Annotated in this window: 14 protein-coding genes and 1 tRNA gene; 10 read left to right on the top strand and 5 right to left on the bottom strand. The window is 63.4% G+C overall.

The genetic code is table 11. The features are described from left to right. Positions 1 to 102: 102 nt before the first annotated feature. From NLX68_RS12220 to NLX68_RS12200, 5 genes are all read right to left on the bottom strand, one after another. A tRNA-Gly gene (locus NLX68_RS12220) sits at positions 103 to 178 on the bottom strand. Positions 179 to 241: 63 nt separating this feature from the next. Next, positions 242 to 802: a CDP-diacylglycerol--glycerol-3-phosphate 3-phosphatidyltransferase gene (gene pgsA, locus NLX68_RS12215; protein WP_010221879.1), complete on the bottom strand. Its 561-nt coding sequence runs from the start codon at positions 800 to 802 to the stop codon at positions 242 to 244. 32 nt (positions 803 to 834) lie between these two features. Next, the gene (uvrC, locus tag NLX68_RS12210; protein ID WP_254284201.1) at positions 835 to 2,658 is read right to left on the bottom strand and encodes an excinuclease ABC subunit UvrC; all 1,824 of its coding nucleotides are present in this window, start codon (positions 2,656 to 2,658) and stop codon (positions 835 to 837) included. An 8-nt stretch (positions 2,659 to 2,666) separates the two neighbouring features. Continuing rightward, positions 2,667 to 3,305: a UvrY/SirA/GacA family response regulator transcription factor gene (uvrY, locus tag NLX68_RS12205; RefSeq protein ID WP_010221877.1), complete on the bottom strand. Its 639-nt coding sequence runs from the start codon at positions 3,303 to 3,305 to the stop codon at positions 2,667 to 2,669. Positions 3,306 to 3,404: 99 nt separating this feature from the next. Continuing rightward, positions 3,405 to 3,791 (bottom strand): helix-turn-helix domain-containing protein, encoded by a 387-nt coding sequence (locus NLX68_RS12200; RefSeq protein WP_254284200.1) that lies wholly within the window; start codon positions 3,789 to 3,791, stop codon positions 3,405 to 3,407. 659 nt (positions 3,792 to 4,450) lie between these two features. Between NLX68_RS12200 and NLX68_RS12195 the strand changes: the two genes are divergently transcribed. The 10 genes from NLX68_RS12195 (at position 4,451) to NLX68_RS12150 (ending at position 17,279) form a co-directional block, all read left to right on the top strand. Then, positions 4,451 to 5,758, top strand: coding sequence for a nucleotide sugar dehydrogenase (locus tag NLX68_RS12195; protein WP_254284199.1), 1,308 nt, complete (start codon positions 4,451 to 4,453; stop codon positions 5,756 to 5,758). A 177-nt stretch (positions 5,759 to 5,935) separates the two neighbouring features. After that, positions 5,936 to 7,468, top strand: a complete 1,533-nt coding sequence (locus NLX68_RS12190) for a glycosyltransferase (RefSeq protein WP_254284198.1) — start codon at positions 5,936 to 5,938, stop codon at positions 7,466 to 7,468. 15 nt (positions 7,469 to 7,483) lie between these two features. Next, positions 7,484 to 8,635 (top strand): PilZ domain-containing protein, encoded by a 1,152-nt coding sequence (locus tag NLX68_RS12185; protein ID WP_254284197.1) that lies wholly within the window; start codon positions 7,484 to 7,486, stop codon positions 8,633 to 8,635. A 24-nt stretch (positions 8,636 to 8,659) separates the two neighbouring features. Then, complete coding sequence (locus NLX68_RS12180; RefSeq protein ID WP_254284196.1) at positions 8,660 to 10,111, top strand: sel1 repeat family protein; 1,452 nt, start codon at positions 8,660 to 8,662, stop codon at positions 10,109 to 10,111. Further along, a complete protein-coding gene (locus tag NLX68_RS12175) occupies positions 10,108 to 11,559 on the top strand; it encodes an alginate export family protein (protein WP_254284195.1) in 1,452 nt (483 codons plus the stop codon). Before NLX68_RS12180 ends, NLX68_RS12175 begins: the two co-directional genes overlap by 4 nt. Before the next feature lie 14 nt (positions 11,560 to 11,573). Then, positions 11,574 to 13,001: an MBOAT family protein gene (locus NLX68_RS12170; RefSeq protein WP_254284194.1), complete on the top strand. Its 1,428-nt coding sequence runs from the start codon at positions 11,574 to 11,576 to the stop codon at positions 12,999 to 13,001. A 9-nt stretch (positions 13,002 to 13,010) separates the two neighbouring features. Continuing rightward, positions 13,011 to 14,105, top strand: coding sequence for an alginate O-acetyltransferase (locus NLX68_RS12165; protein ID WP_254284193.1), 1,095 nt, complete (start codon positions 13,011 to 13,013; stop codon positions 14,103 to 14,105). A gap of 10 nt (positions 14,106 to 14,115) precedes the next feature. Continuing rightward, a complete protein-coding gene (locus tag NLX68_RS12160) occupies positions 14,116 to 14,760 on the top strand; it encodes an alginate O-acetyltransferase AlgF (protein WP_254284192.1) in 645 nt (214 codons plus the stop codon). A gap of 9 nt (positions 14,761 to 14,769) precedes the next feature. Continuing rightward, complete coding sequence (locus NLX68_RS12155; RefSeq protein ID WP_254284191.1) at positions 14,770 to 16,173, top strand: alginate biosynthesis protein AlgX; 1,404 nt, start codon at positions 14,770 to 14,772, stop codon at positions 16,171 to 16,173. Continuing rightward, positions 16,164 to 17,279: a polysaccharide lyase gene (locus NLX68_RS12150; protein ID WP_254284190.1), complete on the top strand. Its 1,116-nt coding sequence runs from the start codon at positions 16,164 to 16,166 to the stop codon at positions 17,277 to 17,279. Before NLX68_RS12155 ends, NLX68_RS12150 begins: the two co-directional genes overlap by 10 nt. Positions 17,280 to 17,294 lie beyond the last annotated feature (15 nt).

Raw genomic sequence — 17,294 nt, 5'->3', positions numbered from 1 at the left:
ATACCCGTGGCTTTCAGCGGATCTTGCTGGAACGAAAAAAGACGCCGAAGCGTCTTTTTTCAATGACTTACAGATTTCCTTGGAACTCTGTAGATCGATATTTGGAGCGGGAAACGAGACTCGAACTCGCGACCCCGACCTTGGCAAGGTCGTGCTCTACCAACTGAGCTATTCCCGCGTCGTGATGGGGCCTATTGTAACGATTCAATAAATCTCGTCAAGCCCTTGATTCAAAAAAGCTTTATTTCTGCTCCGAGCCTTCGCGCAGGTGCGGCCAGGCGGCGCGCAGGTAGTGCACCATCGACCACAGGGTCAGGCCGGCCGAGATCATCAGCAAGGCGTAGCCGAGGATCACCCAGAAGGTCAGCACCGGCGGGTTGGCCAGCAAAATCACCAGGGCGAGCATCTGCGCCGCGGTCTTCCACTTGCCCAGGTTCGACACCGCCACATGCGCCCTCGCCCCCAGCTCCGCCATCCACTCGCGCAGGGCCGAGACCACGATCTCGCGGCCGATGATCACCGCTGCCGGCAGGGTCAGCCAGAAGTTGGCGTGCACTTGCACCAGCAGGACCAGGGCCACGGCCACCATCAGCTTGTCGGCCACCGGGTCCAGGAAGGCACCGAATGGCGTGCTCTGCTGCAGGCGACGGGCCAGGTAACCGTCCAGCCAGTCAGTGGCCGCGGCGATGGCGAAGACACTGCTCGCTGCGATATAGCTCCAGTGATACGGAACATAGAACAGCAAAATGAAGATCGGAATGAGCAGGACGCGAAGAACGGTAAGCAGATTTGGAATATTCATCGGCACAACTGGCTGCAAAGTGAGCGAGCATTCTACTCGCTATGCAGGTTGGCATAAATCGACTCGGCAAGCTTTTTACTGATTCCCGGTGCTTTGGCGATTTCTTCGACGCTGGCGCGGGTCAGTTCCTGCAGGCCACCGAAGTGCTTGAGCAGGTCGCGACGGCGTTTCGGGCCGACGCCAGCGACGCCTTCGAGGGTCGAGGTGCGGCGGGTTTTGCCACGGCGGGCACGGTGGCCGGTGATGGCAAAACGGTGCGCTTCATCGCGAATCTGCTGGATCAGGTGCAGCGCCGGTGAGTCGCCCTTGAGGGTGAACTCGTGGGCCACATCATTGAGGTACAGGGTTTCGAAACCGGCCTTGCGCGTGGTGCCCTTGGCCACCCCGAGCAGGATCAGGTCGGGCACCGCCAGTTCCTGCAACACTTCCCGGGCCATGTTCAACTGGCCCTTGCCGCCGTCCACCAGGAGCACGTCGGGCAGCTTGCCCTCGCCGTCCTTGAGCCGACCAAAGCGCCGGGTCAGGGCCTGGTGCATGGCCGCGTAGTCGTCGCCCGGGGTCACGCCTTCGATGTTGTAGCGGCGGTAGTCGGACTTGAGCGGCCCTTCCGGGCCAAACACCACGCACGAGGCCACGGTGGCTTCGCCGCTGGAATGGCTGATGTCGTAGCATTCCAGGCGCTGCGGGGTTTCGTCCAGGGCCAGGACCTGGGCCAGCGCCTCGAAGCGCGAAGCCATGTGCTGGCGGTTGGCCAGGCGTGCACCCAGCGCCTGTTCGGCGTTGGTCACCGCCAGTTGCTGCCAGCGCGCACGGGTGCCCCGCACCCGGTGGCTGATGGTCAGTTCACGGCCGCGCAGGGTTTCGATGGCGGCAGTAATGGCCGCGAAGTCCTCGTGCACCACGTTGACGATCAGTTCGCCGGGCAGCTCGCGCTCGGCGTTGCCCACGTAATACTGCGAGAGGAACGCGGCCATGACCTCGGCCACCTCCTCCTCGATGCCCACCTGGGGGAAGAAGTTCTTGCTGCCCAGCACCCGCCCGCCGCGCACGCTGATCAGGTGCACGCAGGCGCCGCCGGGGTTGACGAACGCCGCGACGACATCGACATCGCCGCTGCCGCCTTCCATGCTCTGCTGGTCCTGGACCCGGCGCAGCAAGGCGATCTGATCGCGCAGTTCGGCGGCCTTCTCGAACGCCAGGGCCATGGCCGCCTGTTCCATCTCGGCGTTCAGCTCGTTGGTCAGCTGGTGGCTGCGGCCCTCAAGGAACATCACCGAGTGGCGCACATCGACCGCGTATTCTTCAGGCTCGACCAGGCCGACACAGGGCGCCTTGCAGCGCTTGATCTGGTATTGCAGGCACGGCCGGGTGCGGTTGCTGTAATAGCTGTCTTCGCACTGACGGACGAAAAAGGTCTTCTGCAGCAGGCTCAGGCTTTCGCGGATGGCGCCGGCGCTGGGGTACGGGCCGAAATACTTGCCTTTTTGCTTCTTGGCCCCGCGATGAATGCCCAGGCGCGGGTAGTCGCCATCGGAGAGAAACACATAGGGATAGGATTTGTCGTCGCGCAACAGGATGTTGTACGGCGGCCGCCATTCCTTGATCAGGGTCTGCTCGAGCAGCAGCGCCTCGGTCTCGTTGGCGGTGATGGTGGTTTCGACCTGGGCGATGCGCGCCACCAGGGCAGCCGTCTTCGGCGCCAGGCCAGTCTTGCGAAAGTAGCTGGCGAGGCGCTTCTTGAGGTTCTTGGCCTTGCCCACATACAGCAGCCGGGCCTCACCGTCGAACATCCGGTAGACGCCCGGGCGACCGCTGCAGGTCGCCAGGAATGCGCTTGAATCAAATACAGCTGTCATGAATGCGCTCAGAGACTGGCGTCAACCATGCCGTGGCGGACCGCCAGCAGCGTCAACTCGACGTCGCTGGTGACCGAGAGTTTTTCGAAGATCCGGTAACGGTAAGTATTGACCGTTTTCGGTGACAGACACAGCTTGTCGGAGATGATCTGCACCTTCTGGCAGCCAACGATCATCAGGGCAATCTGGATTTCCCGCTCCGACAGCGCATCAAACGGCGAGCCTTGCGGCTGGAACGACTTGAGCGCCAACTGCTGAGCGATTTGCGGGCTGATGTAGCGCTGCCCGGCAAACACCAGGCGGATGGCCTGGACCATTTCATCCAGCCCTGCACCCTTGGTCAGGTAACCTGCGGCGCCGGCCTGCAACAGCCGAGTGGGGAACGGGTCTTCTTCACAGACAGTCACCGCCACCACTTTCACATCCGGGTGGCTGCGCAGCAGTTTACGCGTCGCCTCCAGGCCGCCAATACCGGGCATTTTAACGTCCATCAGGACCACGTCGGGCTTGAGTTCGCGCGCAACCTTCAGCGATGCCTCGCCAGAGTCAGCCTCGCCCACCACCTGCAGACCATCGATATCGGCCAGCATGCGCGTGATGCCCGTACGCACCAGATCGTGGTCATCGACCACCAGCACCCTAATCAAGCAGACACCTCGCACTGCGGCGGTAATTGGATCCCGCCACCTTAGCAAAAAATAGAGCCGTAGACCTAACGGAACAGATCATTTGCCTGACGTCATTTTTCATTTGCCAGACAGCCGCCCATAGATACCCCGCTCATGGCCGCCAACCCTCAGCGGCGGGCGCTGTACACGCTCGGCAAGGCTGCCCAGCAAATGCTGGACGGCAGCCTGGTCGGCCGCTTGCAGCAGGCGAAAGCTGCTGAGCAGCTGTTCTTCTTCGGCGTTCAGGCTGCCGTGCGCAACCGGAGTATGTACCCCGCTCAACACATACAGCGCATCGACCCCGCGCGCCGCCACCGCCGCCAGATAGTCGGCCTTGGGCGTACGCTCGCCGCTTTCATATTTGCCCTGGGCGTTGGGCTCGACCCCGCCGATGTCGCCAAATACCCGCTGGGTCAGGCCCAGCCGCTCTCTTTCTTCCCTGATACGCGAACCGATTCCGTTCATTTGCTTGGCGTCCCTTATCCAGCATCCGGATGGATGAGCACACAACCTTCAATGGCGTGCCTCGAACGAAGCCAGAACTATGCCGCGATCAGCTCCGCTGCACAAGTCGACGCCCGCTCTACCTGTCCACAGTTGTCAAGACAACCGCCGCAAACCCTGTAATTCACGCCTGCACTACATGCACAAGGCATTAATAATTCCAGACAACTTCCCTTACTAGCCAAAGTGCCATCACGCGGGGAATTTCGACGTTCAAATACAACAGCGCGTAGAGAATAAAGAAGCTCAAGAGGACACGTAAAAAGCCGTCAAAAAAACCATGAAAAATGCCAAAAGTCATCGAAGCAACGGCTTTCTGGCGTCATTTTAACGGCAAAAAACCGATACCGGTTTTTTGACGCCCAACTAACAACAAACTTTAAACTATTGATTTATAAGAGTTTTTAAACTTTAACAGAGATTTTTTAAACTTTATCCAACTCAGAATTAGAGACTGCTTGCCGAAGTTTAAAAAACCCCCTTAGGATGTAATAAGACAACGAAAACGCTTGCATCGCCTCTTGTTATCGCGCTGCTGTTTCTTGCGCGTCTGCCGCGTCGACCATGCCGTTTAACTGAGTATCTCGGTCAGCGTTTGCTGAACCTTGGGAGAGGGAACTATGAATATCAGCATCTTTGGATTGGGTTATGTAGGCGCTGTCTGTGCCGGTTGTTTGTCCGCGCGTGGGCACCAGGTGCTGGGCGTGGATATCTCGCCGGCCAAGATCGACATGATCAACCAGGGCAAGTCGCCCATCGTCGAACCCGGCCTGGAACAACTGCTGCTCGATGGCGTGCGCCACGGCCGCCTGCGTGGCACCACGGATGTCCAGGCAGCGGTGCTGGCCACCGAGATGTCGCTGCTGTGCGTCGGTACCCCGAGCAAGAAGAACGGCGACCTGGACCTGGTCTACATGGAAGCGGTGTGCCGCGAAATCGGCACCGCCATGCGCGACAAGGCCAGCCGCCACACCGTGGTGGTGCGCAGTACCGTGCTGCCCGGTACAGTGAAGAACGTGGTGATCCCGATGCTTGAAAAATACGCCGGCAAGCGCGCCGGCATTGATTTCGGCGTGGCGGTCAACCCCGAGTTCCTGCGTGAAAGCACCGCGATCCAGGACTACGACTTCCCGGCCATGACCGTGATCGGCGAGCTGGACACGCAATCGGGCGACCTGCTGCAGTCGCTGTACCAGGGCCTGGACGCGCCGGTGATCCGCAAGTCGATCGAAGTCGCCGAGATGATCAAGTACACCTGCAACGTCTGGCACGCGACCAAGGTCAGTTTTGCCAACGAGATCGGCAACATTGCCAAGGCTTCCGGTGTCGATGGCCGCGAGGTGATGGACGTGGTCTGCCAGGACTACAAGCTCAACCTGTCGCGCTACTACCTGCGCCCAGGCTTTGCCTTCGGTGGCTCGTGCCTGCCCAAGGACGTGCGCGCCCTCACCTATCGCGCCGGCCAGCTGGACGTCGAGCACCCGCTGCTGGCCTCGATCATGGCCAGCAACCGCAACCAGGTGAAGAACGCCTTCGAGCTGATCACCCGCCAGGACAAACGCCGCATCGGCCTGCTGGGCCTGAGTTTCAAGGCCGGCAGCGACGACCTGCGCGAGAGCCCGCTGGTGGAGCTGGCGGAAATGCTCATCGGCAAGGGGTACGAGCTGAGCATCTACGACGCCAACGTCGAGTACGCCCGGGTGTTCGGCGCCAACCGCGAGTACATCGAGTCGAAGATCCCTCACGTTTCGTCGCTGCTGTGCAACGACCTGCAGCAGGTGATCCGCGAAGCCGAGGTGGTGGTGCTGGGCAATAACGATGACCGTTTCGCCCAGGCCCTGGATGCCAACGGCGGCAAGCAGATCATCGACCTGGTCGGCTTCATGGCCCACGGCAGCGATACCCAGCGTGAAGGTATCTGCTGGTAAGGCCCCCGTACGCCAGTAGAAAGCACTCCACTCAGAGAGTACCCGGCGATTCACCCAGGCACCCCGCCTGACTGACTGCTCACCTGCCTCCTGCCCGGCCGACCCTGTCTTGGCCAGGCGCGAAAAGTGCGCATGTCATTCAGCCGGGCATGGCCCGAACACAGGAGCAACGGTTACATGGAACGACAGCAACAGCCGCCCCGGGGCCAGCCGGACTACCTGCAGGCAGGCGCGCGTTTTTGCGCCTGGGCCTGCCTGTTCGGCCTGATCGCGCTGGCGTCGGAGATGGTCGCGCCGCAGTACCTGGACCCTGCGCACCACACGTTCATCTTCATCATCGGTGCGCTGGGCATGTGGCGCTATGGCAACGCTATCGTCCACTACCTGCGCGGCATGTACTTCCTGCACTGGAAGTTCCCGCGCATGCGCAAGGCGGTCGAGCGCATGGGCGATGCGGCGCTGCCAGCGCACATGTTCATGGTGGTGACCAGCTTTCGCATTCCCACCCACACCACCTTCAAGGTCTACCAGTCGGTGTTCCAGGAGGTGCAGCGCCTGCAAGTGCCGTGCACGGTGATCGCCTCGATCGTCGAAAAGGGCGACGAGCAGTTCATCAAGCAAATCATGCGCAACGAGGTCAAGGACCGCGACGACATCAAGCTGGTGATCGTCCGTGCCCGCGGCACCGGCAAGCGTGACGGCTTGGCCCATGCCTTCCGCGCCTTGTCGCGGCAGATGCCACTGCAGGACTCGGTGGTCGGCGTGGTCGACGGCGACACCATGATGCTGCCCGGCTGCGTCGAGCGCGCGGTCAAGCTGTTCGCCTACCTACCCAACGTCGGCGGCCTGACCACCAACGAGTTCTGCGAAGTCGAAGGCAGCAACCTGATGCGCCAATGGCACTCGATGCGCTTCGTCCAGCGGCACATCAACATGTGTTCGATGGCCCTGTCGCACCGGGTGCTGACCCTGACCGGGCGGCTGTCGTTCTTTCGCGCCAGTGTCATGACCGACCCGGACTTCATCCGCGACGTCGAGGCGGATTTTCTCCAGCACTGGCGCCTGGGGCGTTTTCAGTTTCTCACCGGTGACGACAAGTCGTCGTGGCTGAGCCTGATGCGCGCCGGCTGGGATACCTTCTACGTGCCCGACAGCAACACCCTGACCGTCGAGCATCCGCCAGACAACAGCTTCTGGCGTGCCACCCGTCAGCTGATGTTCCGCTGGTACGGCAACTCGCTGCGCCAGAACTTCCGTGCCACCGCCCTGCTCGGCCGCGCCCGCCTGGGCCTGTTCACCCTGTATGTGCTGCTCGATCAGCGGGTGTCGATGTGGACCTGCCTGATGGGCCTGAGCGCCTCGGTGGTCGCCGGCATCGTGTTCGGCATCCAGTACCTGCTGGTGTACCTGTTCTGGGTACTGCTGTCGCGCAGCCTCGTCACCGTGCTGTTTCTGTTCGCCGGCCACCCGGTCAGCCCGGTGTACCCGTTCGTTCTTTATTACAACCAGATCATCGGCTCGCTGATGAAAGTCTACGCCCTGTTCCACATGGACCAGCAGAGCTGGACCCGGCAAAAAACCACATTAAGCAACGGCACCGTCAACTTCGATGCCGCCCTGAACCGCTGGTCTTCCAAGGCGATGCTGTTTTCATCCATCGCGATTTTCTTCGGGGTCATCTCGGTTCTTCTCGAACTCACGCAACGTTAAGGAAAGGCGCCTGCCATGAGTAGCTCAAGCACACCCGCAGTACCCGCGAACGTCGTCCACGAAGCCATCGACGAACGCCAGTACGTGCGCACCAAACTCAATGCCCGGGTCACGCTCAGCGCGGCCGGCCAGCCGCCGTTCGACAGCACCCTGCAGGATATCTCCCTGGGCGGCATCGGCCTGGTTCACCCCGAGCCGCTGAAGGTCGGCAGCCTGTACCACGCCTCGATCCAGCTGCGCCTGAACCAGGTCGACCTGAACATCGACAGCCAGATCAAGATCGTCTCCCAGCGCGGTCAGGAAGTCGGCGCCCAGTTCGTCGAGCTCGACTCGCAAAAGCGCGACATCCTGCGCTACATCATCAGCGCCTACCTGTCCGGCGAGATCGCCGACATCAACGGCCTGTTCAACGTGATGCAGCGGGAAAACTACATCAAGGAGCGCAAGCACAAGTACGCCAGCGCACGCAGCTCGGGCGAGCGCCTCAAGGCCACCCTCGGCACCCTGCTGTATGCCGCCGCCGGCCTCGCCGCGCTGGGCTTTGTCGCCTACAAGTGCTACCTGCTGTTCTTTCGCATCCCCGCCGTGCAGGCCCAGGTCTCGGCCAACGCCCAGGTCATCAGCATGCCCGACAACGGCTATGTGAAGTTCCTCCTGGCGCCCGGGCAGACCGAGGTCAAGGCCGGCGCGCCGGTGGCGAGCATCTCCACCCAGTTGGCCACCAGCTTCACCAGCCCGGCCGACATGAAAGCGGTCGCCGACCTCTCGCCCGGCGACCTGCAGACCTTGCTCGGGCGCGCCACCATCGAAACCGTGATCAACAGCCCGTGCGACTGCGAGGTGTACTTCCCGAGCAAGCCCTTGGACGGCTACGGCTACAAGCAGGCACCGCTGGTGCATCTGCTGCCCAGGGATGAAGGCCTGTTCGTCAGCGCCAACGTGCCGTTCGACAAGCTCGCCGACATCGGCCGGGTGACCTCGGTGGAGCTCAAGGTGTTCGGGCTGGATGAGACCTTCAGCGGCAAGGTCATCGACTCCCATGTCGATGAGGCCAACAAGAACCTGGCCCTGACCATCGCCCCCGACAGCCCGCTGCCCCGCGCCGCGTACCAGAAGCCGGTAGCGGTGGACCTGTACCTGGGCCTGCCGTTCACGGCTTCGCGCTAAGCACCCGCAAGGAAGGAATAGGCAATGAATGCGAAGACGCCCTCCCGCCTGCTGCTGGCCAGCATCGGCCTGGCCTGCGCCAGCAGCGCCCTGGCCGGACAAAGCCTGGAGCAGATCCGCTACGCGCTGTACAAGGACCCGAGCGCCAACGTCAGTGACGACCTGCGCACCCTGGCCGACCGCGGTGACCTGGCGTCCAAGCTGCTGCTCGGCGAGGTACTGGCCAACAGCGATGGCGCCAGCCGCCAGGAAGTCATCGGCCTGTACAAGCAGGCGTTTGCCGACGGCCGCGGGCAAGTGCCGGCGCTGGCCTCGCTGGCGCGCCTGCTGGACCGTACCCCGAGCCTGCAAAAGGGCCAGCACGACTGGATGGCCCAGGCCCTGACCCGTTACCCGGCGACCCTCGACCCGCGCAATGCCAGCACCACCCTGGAGGTGTTCCTGGTTTACCCGCAACTGGTCTCCACCGAACAGGCCGGGCAGTTGCTGGCGCTGTACCAGCAGTCGTGCCTGCTCAACTGCCGCCCCGAGCTGTACCAGGCCGTGCTGGCCGAGCGCCAGGGTGACCGCGCCGGCGCCGAGCGCTGGTACCAGCAGGCGGTGCGCGTCGATGTCCGGGCGATCGATCGCTACTACCGCTTCCTCGGCGACGATCAGGACCGCGCCTTCCCGGCCTTTGCCCGCAGCCTCGAAGCGCTGCGCCCGACCCTCGCGGTGGAGATCGTGCACCGCATCGGCTCGTTGCTCGACAGCATCAACAGCGTGCAGCGCGCCGAGCAGGAAGCCGACCGCTACCAGCGCCAGGCCAACGCCATGGGCCCGGCGCAGGTGCAACCGGACGCCGCGCAACTGGCCGCGGACAAGCAGCGCAGCGATGCCCTGGACCTGGCCCGCGGCGAAGCCCATCGCTGGCGCGACAACGCCGTCGAACGCGGCTTTGTGCCGGCGATGGTGTCCAAGGCCAACTTCATGATCTCCAACCCCACCGAGCACAACGCCGAAGAGACCCAGGCGCTGATCGACCAGGTCCGGGCCCGCGAAGCGACCCGGGCCAAGGCGCTGCAGGCCTCGTTCTACATGGTCAACAACTGGCTGACCCTGGACCCGGACAAGGCCCGCGCGCTGATCGACGAGCTGCTCGCCGACCGCTACCCCGACGCCGAACTGCTGCTGGCCGAGTACTACAGCAAGGGCGTGGCCGACCAGCCCGACCAGGACCAGGCCCTGGCGATTTTCCAGGCCCAGGCCCGGGCCGGCTCCACCGCCGCCTGGTACCGCATGGCCACCTTGCACGCTTACGGCCGTGCCATCTGCCATGACCCGGTCAAGGCCTACACCTATGCCCAGGTGGCCCTGGTGCTGGGCGAGAACGGTGCCCGCAGCCTGGTAAAGCGCCTGGAAAAGACCCTGAAAAAGGATGACATCGCCCGTGCCCTGGCGGCGCGCAACGATCTGTTGAAGGAGGCAACCCTGTGAAAGCCCACCACCCCCTGTTCGGCGCCCTGCTGGCCCTGGCACCGCTGTACCCGGCGCTCGCCCTGGAAGAAGTCACCGGCCCCGAGGCCGACAGCAGCGAGCCGGTACGGGTCGCAGGCGTCAGCGAACCGGTGATCACCTCGGAGTTTTTCAACAAGCTCACCGTGCAGACCGGCTACGGCCCGGAAAACTCCGAGGTCGGCCGCAGCCGCGAGATGTTCTACAGCCTGCGCTATGAACCGTCGTTCGCCTGGTATTCGCCGGAAAAACGCTGGGCCAAGTGGATGGTCTACGGCCGCATGTGGCTGAACTATGACTCCAGCGAGTCGGCCAGCGTGCAGAACGAAAACGCCAACAACCTCGACCGCGACCAGCCCGAAGGCTGGTACGCCGAACTGCGCGAACTGTATGTGAAACGCAACCTGCTCGGCGATGACCCGCGTTTCTCGCTGTCGGCCGGGCGCCAGCGCTACTTTGACGACTACGGCATCTGGTGGGACGACAGCATCGAGTCGCTGCGCTTGAACTACAACGACACCTTCTCCCGCGGCTTCGTTGCCGTGGCGCAGAAGTTCTACAACTACAACAGCGACGTCAACCGCCTGGCCGACAGCGAGGAGCGCACCACCTACCTGATGGGCGAATACGCCTACCGCTGGAGCGAGCACAACTGGGCCGGCGTGCGCCTGATGCACGAGAACGACCACAGCGGCCACGACGCCGAAGACCGCTACGACTTCAAGGGCATGCGCTACGGGCTGTTCTTCAAGGCTGACGACCTGGACGTGACGCCGCTGTTCAGCGACTACCATCTGGAGCTCGCAGGCCTGGACGGCAAGGTCGACAACACCGACGTCAACGGCATCACCAGCACTGGCCACAACGCCAGCGGCTGGGCGGCCCTGGGCGAGATCGGCAAGCGCTTCCACGACCTGCCGTGGACGCCCCGGGTCGCTCTGCGCGGCGGTCTGACCGATAAACCCGGCAACGACAACGACGGCTTTCGCCTGAATGCCATCCAGTCGGATCGCATCACCCGCCAGGGCAGCTACAGCACGCGCCTGGCCAGCTCCTTCGTCAGCCTCGACCTGCGCAACCTGAGCTACTACGGCATCGCCCTGGAAACCAACCCGACGCCGCGCAGCGCCCTCGATTTTCGCCTGACCGAACTCAAGCTGCGCGACGCCAACGGCACCCTGCCGATCCGCCTCGACGGCGACCAGCGCAGCGAGCGCAACCGCGCCATCGCTCAGGGCCGCCACGGCAACGGCAAGGACGTCGGGCAGATGCTCGACCTCAACTACTACTGGAAGATGTTTCCGGTGGCCATCGACGGCAAGCACCTGGACGTCAACGCCCTGGTCAGCGCCAGCTACCTCAATGCCGGCAACGCCCTGGACAGCGGTGATGACTACCAGCTGACCTTCGGCGTCGTGGTCAGCTACTAAGGACGGAACCCGAGATGATCTTCGCCTCCAACGTGTTCCTGTTCCTCTACCTGCCGCTGTTCCTGGCCGTGTACTTCCTCGCCCGGGCGCAGTGGCGCTCGACGGTGATCGTCGCCGCCAGCTACATCTTCTATGCCTGGTGGCGGCCGGATTTTCTCCTGCTGTTCGTCGCCATCACCTACTGGAACTACTGGTTCGGCCTGCGCATCAAGGCGCGCCTGGATGCCGGCGACAAGCGCTGGGCCTTTCGCCTGCTGTGGATCGGCATCATCGGCAACCTGTCGACCCTGGGCTACTTCAAGTACGCCAACTTCGGCGCCGAGGTGCTGGCCGCCCTGCTCGCGCCGCTGGGCATCAACACCTTCACCCTGGAGACGATTTTCCTGCCGCTGGGCATCTCCTTCTATGTCTTCCATGCCCTGAGCTACATCGTCGACATCTACCGCAAGGACGCTACGCCAACCAACAACTTCATCGACTTCGCCGCCTTCGTCGCACTGTTCCCGCACCTGGTGGCCGGGCCGATCCTGCGCTATAGCCAACTGGCGCCGCAGCTGCGCCAGCGCACTCACTCGCTGGAGCTGTTCTCCCTGGGCGTGTGCCGCTTCATGCTCGGCTTCATCATGAAGGTGCTGATCGCCGACCAGCTGGCGCCGATCAACGTGCTGTTCATCAGCGAAGGCACCCTGCAGTTGAGCGATGCCTGGTTCGGCCTGGTGGTCTCGACCCTGCAGCTGTACTTCGACTTCGCCGGCTACAGCCACATGGCCCTGGGCCTGGCCTTGATGATGGGTTTCCGTTTTCCGGAAAACTTCAACCAACCCTATGTGTCGCAGAGCATCACCGAGTTCTGGGCCCGCTGGCACATGACCCTGGCGCACTTTCTGCGCGACTACGTGTACATGCCGCTGGTGCGCAAGCGCATCGCCGGGGCGCTGCCGGCGCTGGTCTACACCATGCTGCTGTCGGGCCTGTGGCATGGCGCCAGTTTCGCCTTTATCTGCTGGGGGCTGTTCTTCGGTTTCGGCATGGTCATCGAGCGCAAGTTCAACCTCGCCACCAAGATCACCACGCCCTACCACCTGGGCCGCAACCTGCGCACCTTCGTGCTGATCATCCTGAGCATGCCGCTGTTCTTTACCAACGACCTGCGCCACAGCATCGACATCTACCAGGCGCTGTTCGGCCTCAACGGCCTGGGCTCGCTGGACCTGTACGTGCTCGGCGCCTCGAAGATGGCCATGTCGTTCGCCGCCATTGCCCTGTGCTGGCTGGTGCTGGCCGGCAGCAACAACGTGCGCTTCTACGCCGGCCACAAGGAGCAGTACTTCATGCGCCATGTCGGCGGCCTCAAGGCGCTGCTGCTGTGGGCCGGCTTTGCCCTGGCGCTGAGCAGCCTGGCGGCGCATTCGTTCTCGCCCTTTTTGTACTTTCAGTTCTAGGAGAGCGCCATGTACCCGGTCATGAATTCAGCCAGCAAGGTCAACGGCATCGCCTTCGGCGTATTGCTGGCGGGCATGTTCGTCTACTCGCTGCCGCCGGTGTTCAGTTTTGCCCGTAACCAGACCGACGCCTGGAACCTGTTCGTCGACGGCAAGCTGCTGCGCAAGTTCGAGCAGGTCTACGAAAAGCGCTTCTTCCTGCGTGAACCGTCGGTCGAGCTGTGGGCCAACGCCCAGTACCGGCTGTTCGACGAAGGCACCAAGGGCGTGGTGCTGGGCAACGACGGTTGGCTCTACACCAACCAGGAGTACCGCGTACCGAACAATCTTGAGGCCAACCTCGACGGCCAGCTCAAGCAGATCGCCGAGATCGAGCAACGCCTCAAGGCCCACAACAAGCGCCTGATCCTGCTGCCGCTGCCAATGAAAGCCGACGTGTACGCCGCCCACGCCGAACGCGCGATCGACCCGCGGGCAATCAGCCTGTACGACCGCTTCGTCGAACGCCTGCAGGCGCAGAACATTGCCGTCACGCCGCTGCGTTCGGCGTTTCTGGCCAACCTCGCCGGCCCCGGGCTGTTCCTCAAGTCCGACACCCACTGGAGCCCGGAAGGCGCGCGCCTGAGCGCCTGCGAGCTGGCCCGCCAGCGCCCGGAACTGCTCGGTGACGAGCGCTACCTGTCGCACAAGGTCGCCGACAAGACGGTCAAGGGCGATCTGATGAACTACATCCAGTTCAACCATGCGCAACTGGCGCCGCAGTTCGGCCCCAACCAGATCGCCCTGTACGAAACCCTCAAGGCCGAACAGAACGCCGGCGACCTGTTCGCCAGCGAAAACCAGAGCCTGATGCTGGTCGGCACCAGTTACAGCAAGATCGATGACTGGAACTTCGTCGGCTTTCTCAAGGAGGCGCTCAACCGCGACTTGCTAAGCGTTGCGGTCGAAGCCCGGGGGCCGTTCGAGGCCATGAGCCAGTTCCTTGCCAGCGACCAGTTGAGCAACCCCGAGATCGACACCGTGGTCTGGGAGTTCCCCCTGCGCACCCTGCTCGCCCACCGCCTCGGTTCCCTGAGCCGTCCCGGCCAGACCCAACATTTCTAAGGAGAGACTGATGAACATTGCACTGCAACGCCTGCTCGCCACTTCCGCCCTGCTGCTGGGCAGCGCCGCTGCCCATGGCGCCGAAGGCAATGCCGACCTGTACGACGCCGTGGCCCCGGCCGACTCGGCCTTCGTCCGCGTGCTCAACCTGTCCAACGCCAACATCGACGTGACCCTGAGCGGCAAGATCAGCCCGCAACGGGTCGCCGCCGGCCAGCTCAGCGGCTACCGTTTCACCCCGGCCGGCGCGCACAAGATCGCCGTCGGCGCTACCGCCATCGAGCCGCAGCTCAAGGCCAATGCCGCCAGCACCGTGGTCTTTGATGGCAGCAAGCTGACCCTGATCGCCGACAAATACGTCAACGAACCGAAGAAAGCCCAGGTCGCCTTCTACAACCTGACCGCGGCCCAGGCCGCGTTGAAAACCGTCGACGGCAAGCACGTGATCGTCGCGCCGCTGGGCAAGGAGCAGACCGGCAGCCGCATGGTCAACGAGATCAAGATCGGCTTTGCCGCCTACGTCGATGAGCAGAACGTGGCCACGTTCGATGAGCTGTTCCTGAAAAAAGGCCGCTCCTACAGCTACGTGCTGCTGCCCCAGGGCGCCGGCTATCGCAGCATGAGCCTGGCTAACAGCATCGACCCGAGCGAGTGATCCATGGCCATGAAGCGCATTCTTCCCCTTGGCCTGGCCGCACTGCTGGGCCCTCTGCTGAGCACCCCAGGCGTGGCCGCCGAGCCAGGCAAGGCCACCTGCAGCAGCCTTGAGTGCATGGTCTGCCCGGGCTTGAGCAACCCACAGAACTACGCCGAAGGGCGCATGAAGCTGATGCGTGAAATCGTCCCGGCCAAGGACCGCTGGCTGTTTCGCTCGGCGGTCGACCTGACCAATGCTTTCGGCATCCCGGCGCCGATGCGCCCGGAGTTCGCCCGTTTGATGGCCGCCTTCCGCCAGCAGGGTATCCACGTGGCCATGGCGGTACAACCGACCCGCGGCCTGATGCACCGCGACAAGCTCTACGCCGACAAGCTGCACGGCTTCGACTTTGCCCGCGCCAGCACCAACCTCGAAAGCTACCTGCAACAACTGCGCGCCGCTGGCGCGGTGGTGCCGCCATTGATGCAACTGGTGCACACCCCGCCCAAGGGCGAGTTCTTCTTTCGCCGTGACCACCACTGGACCCCGGCCGGCGCCGAAGCCACGGCGCGACTGGTGGCCGAAGAAGTACGGCGCCAGCCGTTCTATGCCCAACTGAGCAAAAAGCGCTACCGCACCGAACCCGGCGTCATGGTGCCCAAGGACGGCACGCTGAACCTGGCGCTGAGTTATATCTGCGGCAACAACTATGGGTTCCAGTACGTGCGCGGCTACCAGACCATCCCCGAAGCCGACGGCGCTGACGCGCTGTTCGACGACGCGCCGGACCCTGAAGTGATCCTGGTCGGCGACAGTAACGCGGCCGCCCGTGAAGACGAAAGCAAGCAGTTCAACTTCGACGGCTACCTCAAGCAGTACCTGGAGGTCGACATCCTCAACTACGCCCTGCCCGGCGTCGGCCAGGACGGCTCGCTGCTCGAATACCTGCTGTCGGAGAACTACAAGCCCAAGGCACCGCCGAAGCTGATCATCTGGGAGCTGCCGGCCAACTACCAGCTGGAATCCGAGTCGATGTACCGCCAACTGATCCCGGCGGTCAAGGGCGGTTGCCCGGTGTCCACCGAGGTCCTGGCCAACCGTGTGCAGCGCCCGCCGCTGCGGGTCAACGAGCGCATCGAGCTGCTCAGTAACGCAGGTGATGGCCGCAAGAACCTCAGCAACGGCCAGGGCTTTCTCGATATCCGTATCAGCGACAAGAACGTCAAGGACTTCTACCTGATCGTCTATTACGACAACGGTGCCCGCGACAAAGTCTGGTTCCGCCGCGAAGCGGTGGTCACCGGCGGCCAGTACTACCTTGAGCTGAGCCGCGCCAAGGAATTTGCCGGCGCCAACCTGCTGTCGGTGTTCATGGAGCCGACCAAGCCCGGCACTGCCGCCACCCAAGTGGAAACCCGCGTATGCCTGTAAAGACCTGGACCGCGCTGGGCCTGGGCCTGTGCGCCAGCCTGCAGTTGAGCAGCAGCCTGGCGGCCAGCTCGATCTGGCCGCCGCGGGCCACCGCGCAGTCGGCGATGATCGCCGACTACCGGACCCTGAGCTGCAGCAAGGAAGTGCCCGCGCCCTACACCGGCAGCTTGCAGCTGCAAAGCAAGTACGACCAGCGCGATGCCAGCAAGTCGACCCTGCGCAGCACCCCGGACGCCAACAGCGAGCAGATCGGCAAGCAGGTCAAGCCGTTCATCGGCGGCCTGATCTACGCCAGCAAGCGCTTTCAGCGGGCCAAAAACCCGCAGGAGGCGAACATGGCCCTGGCCTGCCAGGACCAGTGGCTGGAGCGCTGGGCCCAGGCCGGGGCGCTGCTCAACCCCGACGCCAGCAGCACCGGCATGGCCGCGCGCAAATGGGCGGTGGCGGCCATGGCCTCGACCCTGCTGCTGACCCAGGCCGCCAGCGACGCCAAGCTGCAACTGTCGCCGGCACAGAAGGCCTGGCTCAGCCAGCTCGGCGAACGCATCATCGCCGAGTACCAGCCGCGCCGCACGCCGGGCTTTACCTGGTTCAACAACCATGACTACTGGGCGGCCTGGGCCGTGGCGGCGACCGGCATGCTGGTGCAGCGCGACGATTTCATCCAGTGGGCCGACGGCAACCTGCGCCGTGGCCTGCAGCAAGCGGTGAAAGCCCGCGATGGCAACTACGCCTATCTGCCGCTGGAAGTGGCGCGCAGCAAGCTGGCCGCCACCTACAGCCAGTACGCCCTGGTGCCACTGGTACTGCTGGCGGAATCGGCGCGGGCCAATGGCCTGCCGTGGAGCAGCGACGATCAGCAGACCCTGGAACTGCTGGCCAACTTCGCCGCCCGCAGCATCCTCGACCCCGACGGGCTGCCCGAGCTCAAAGGCCAGTCGCAGACCGACGTTGCCCCGTACAAGCTGGCCTGGCTGATCCCCTTCCTGCAGCACGCCCCGGGCAACCGCCTGGCCCGCCAGCTGTATGACAGCGAGGATGGCGAGGTCGACAACTACAGCCAGATCGGCGGCTCGCTCAAGCCGTTCTATCCCAAACTGCCGTAACCCAAGGACGAACCG

Source organism: Pseudomonas sp. SBB6 (assembly GCF_024213215.1).
In the GTDB taxonomy this organism is placed as follows: domain Bacteria; phylum Pseudomonadota; class Gammaproteobacteria; order Pseudomonadales; family Pseudomonadaceae; genus Aquipseudomonas; species Aquipseudomonas donghuensis.
This window is presented reverse-complemented; position numbering and strand designations above follow the sequence as displayed.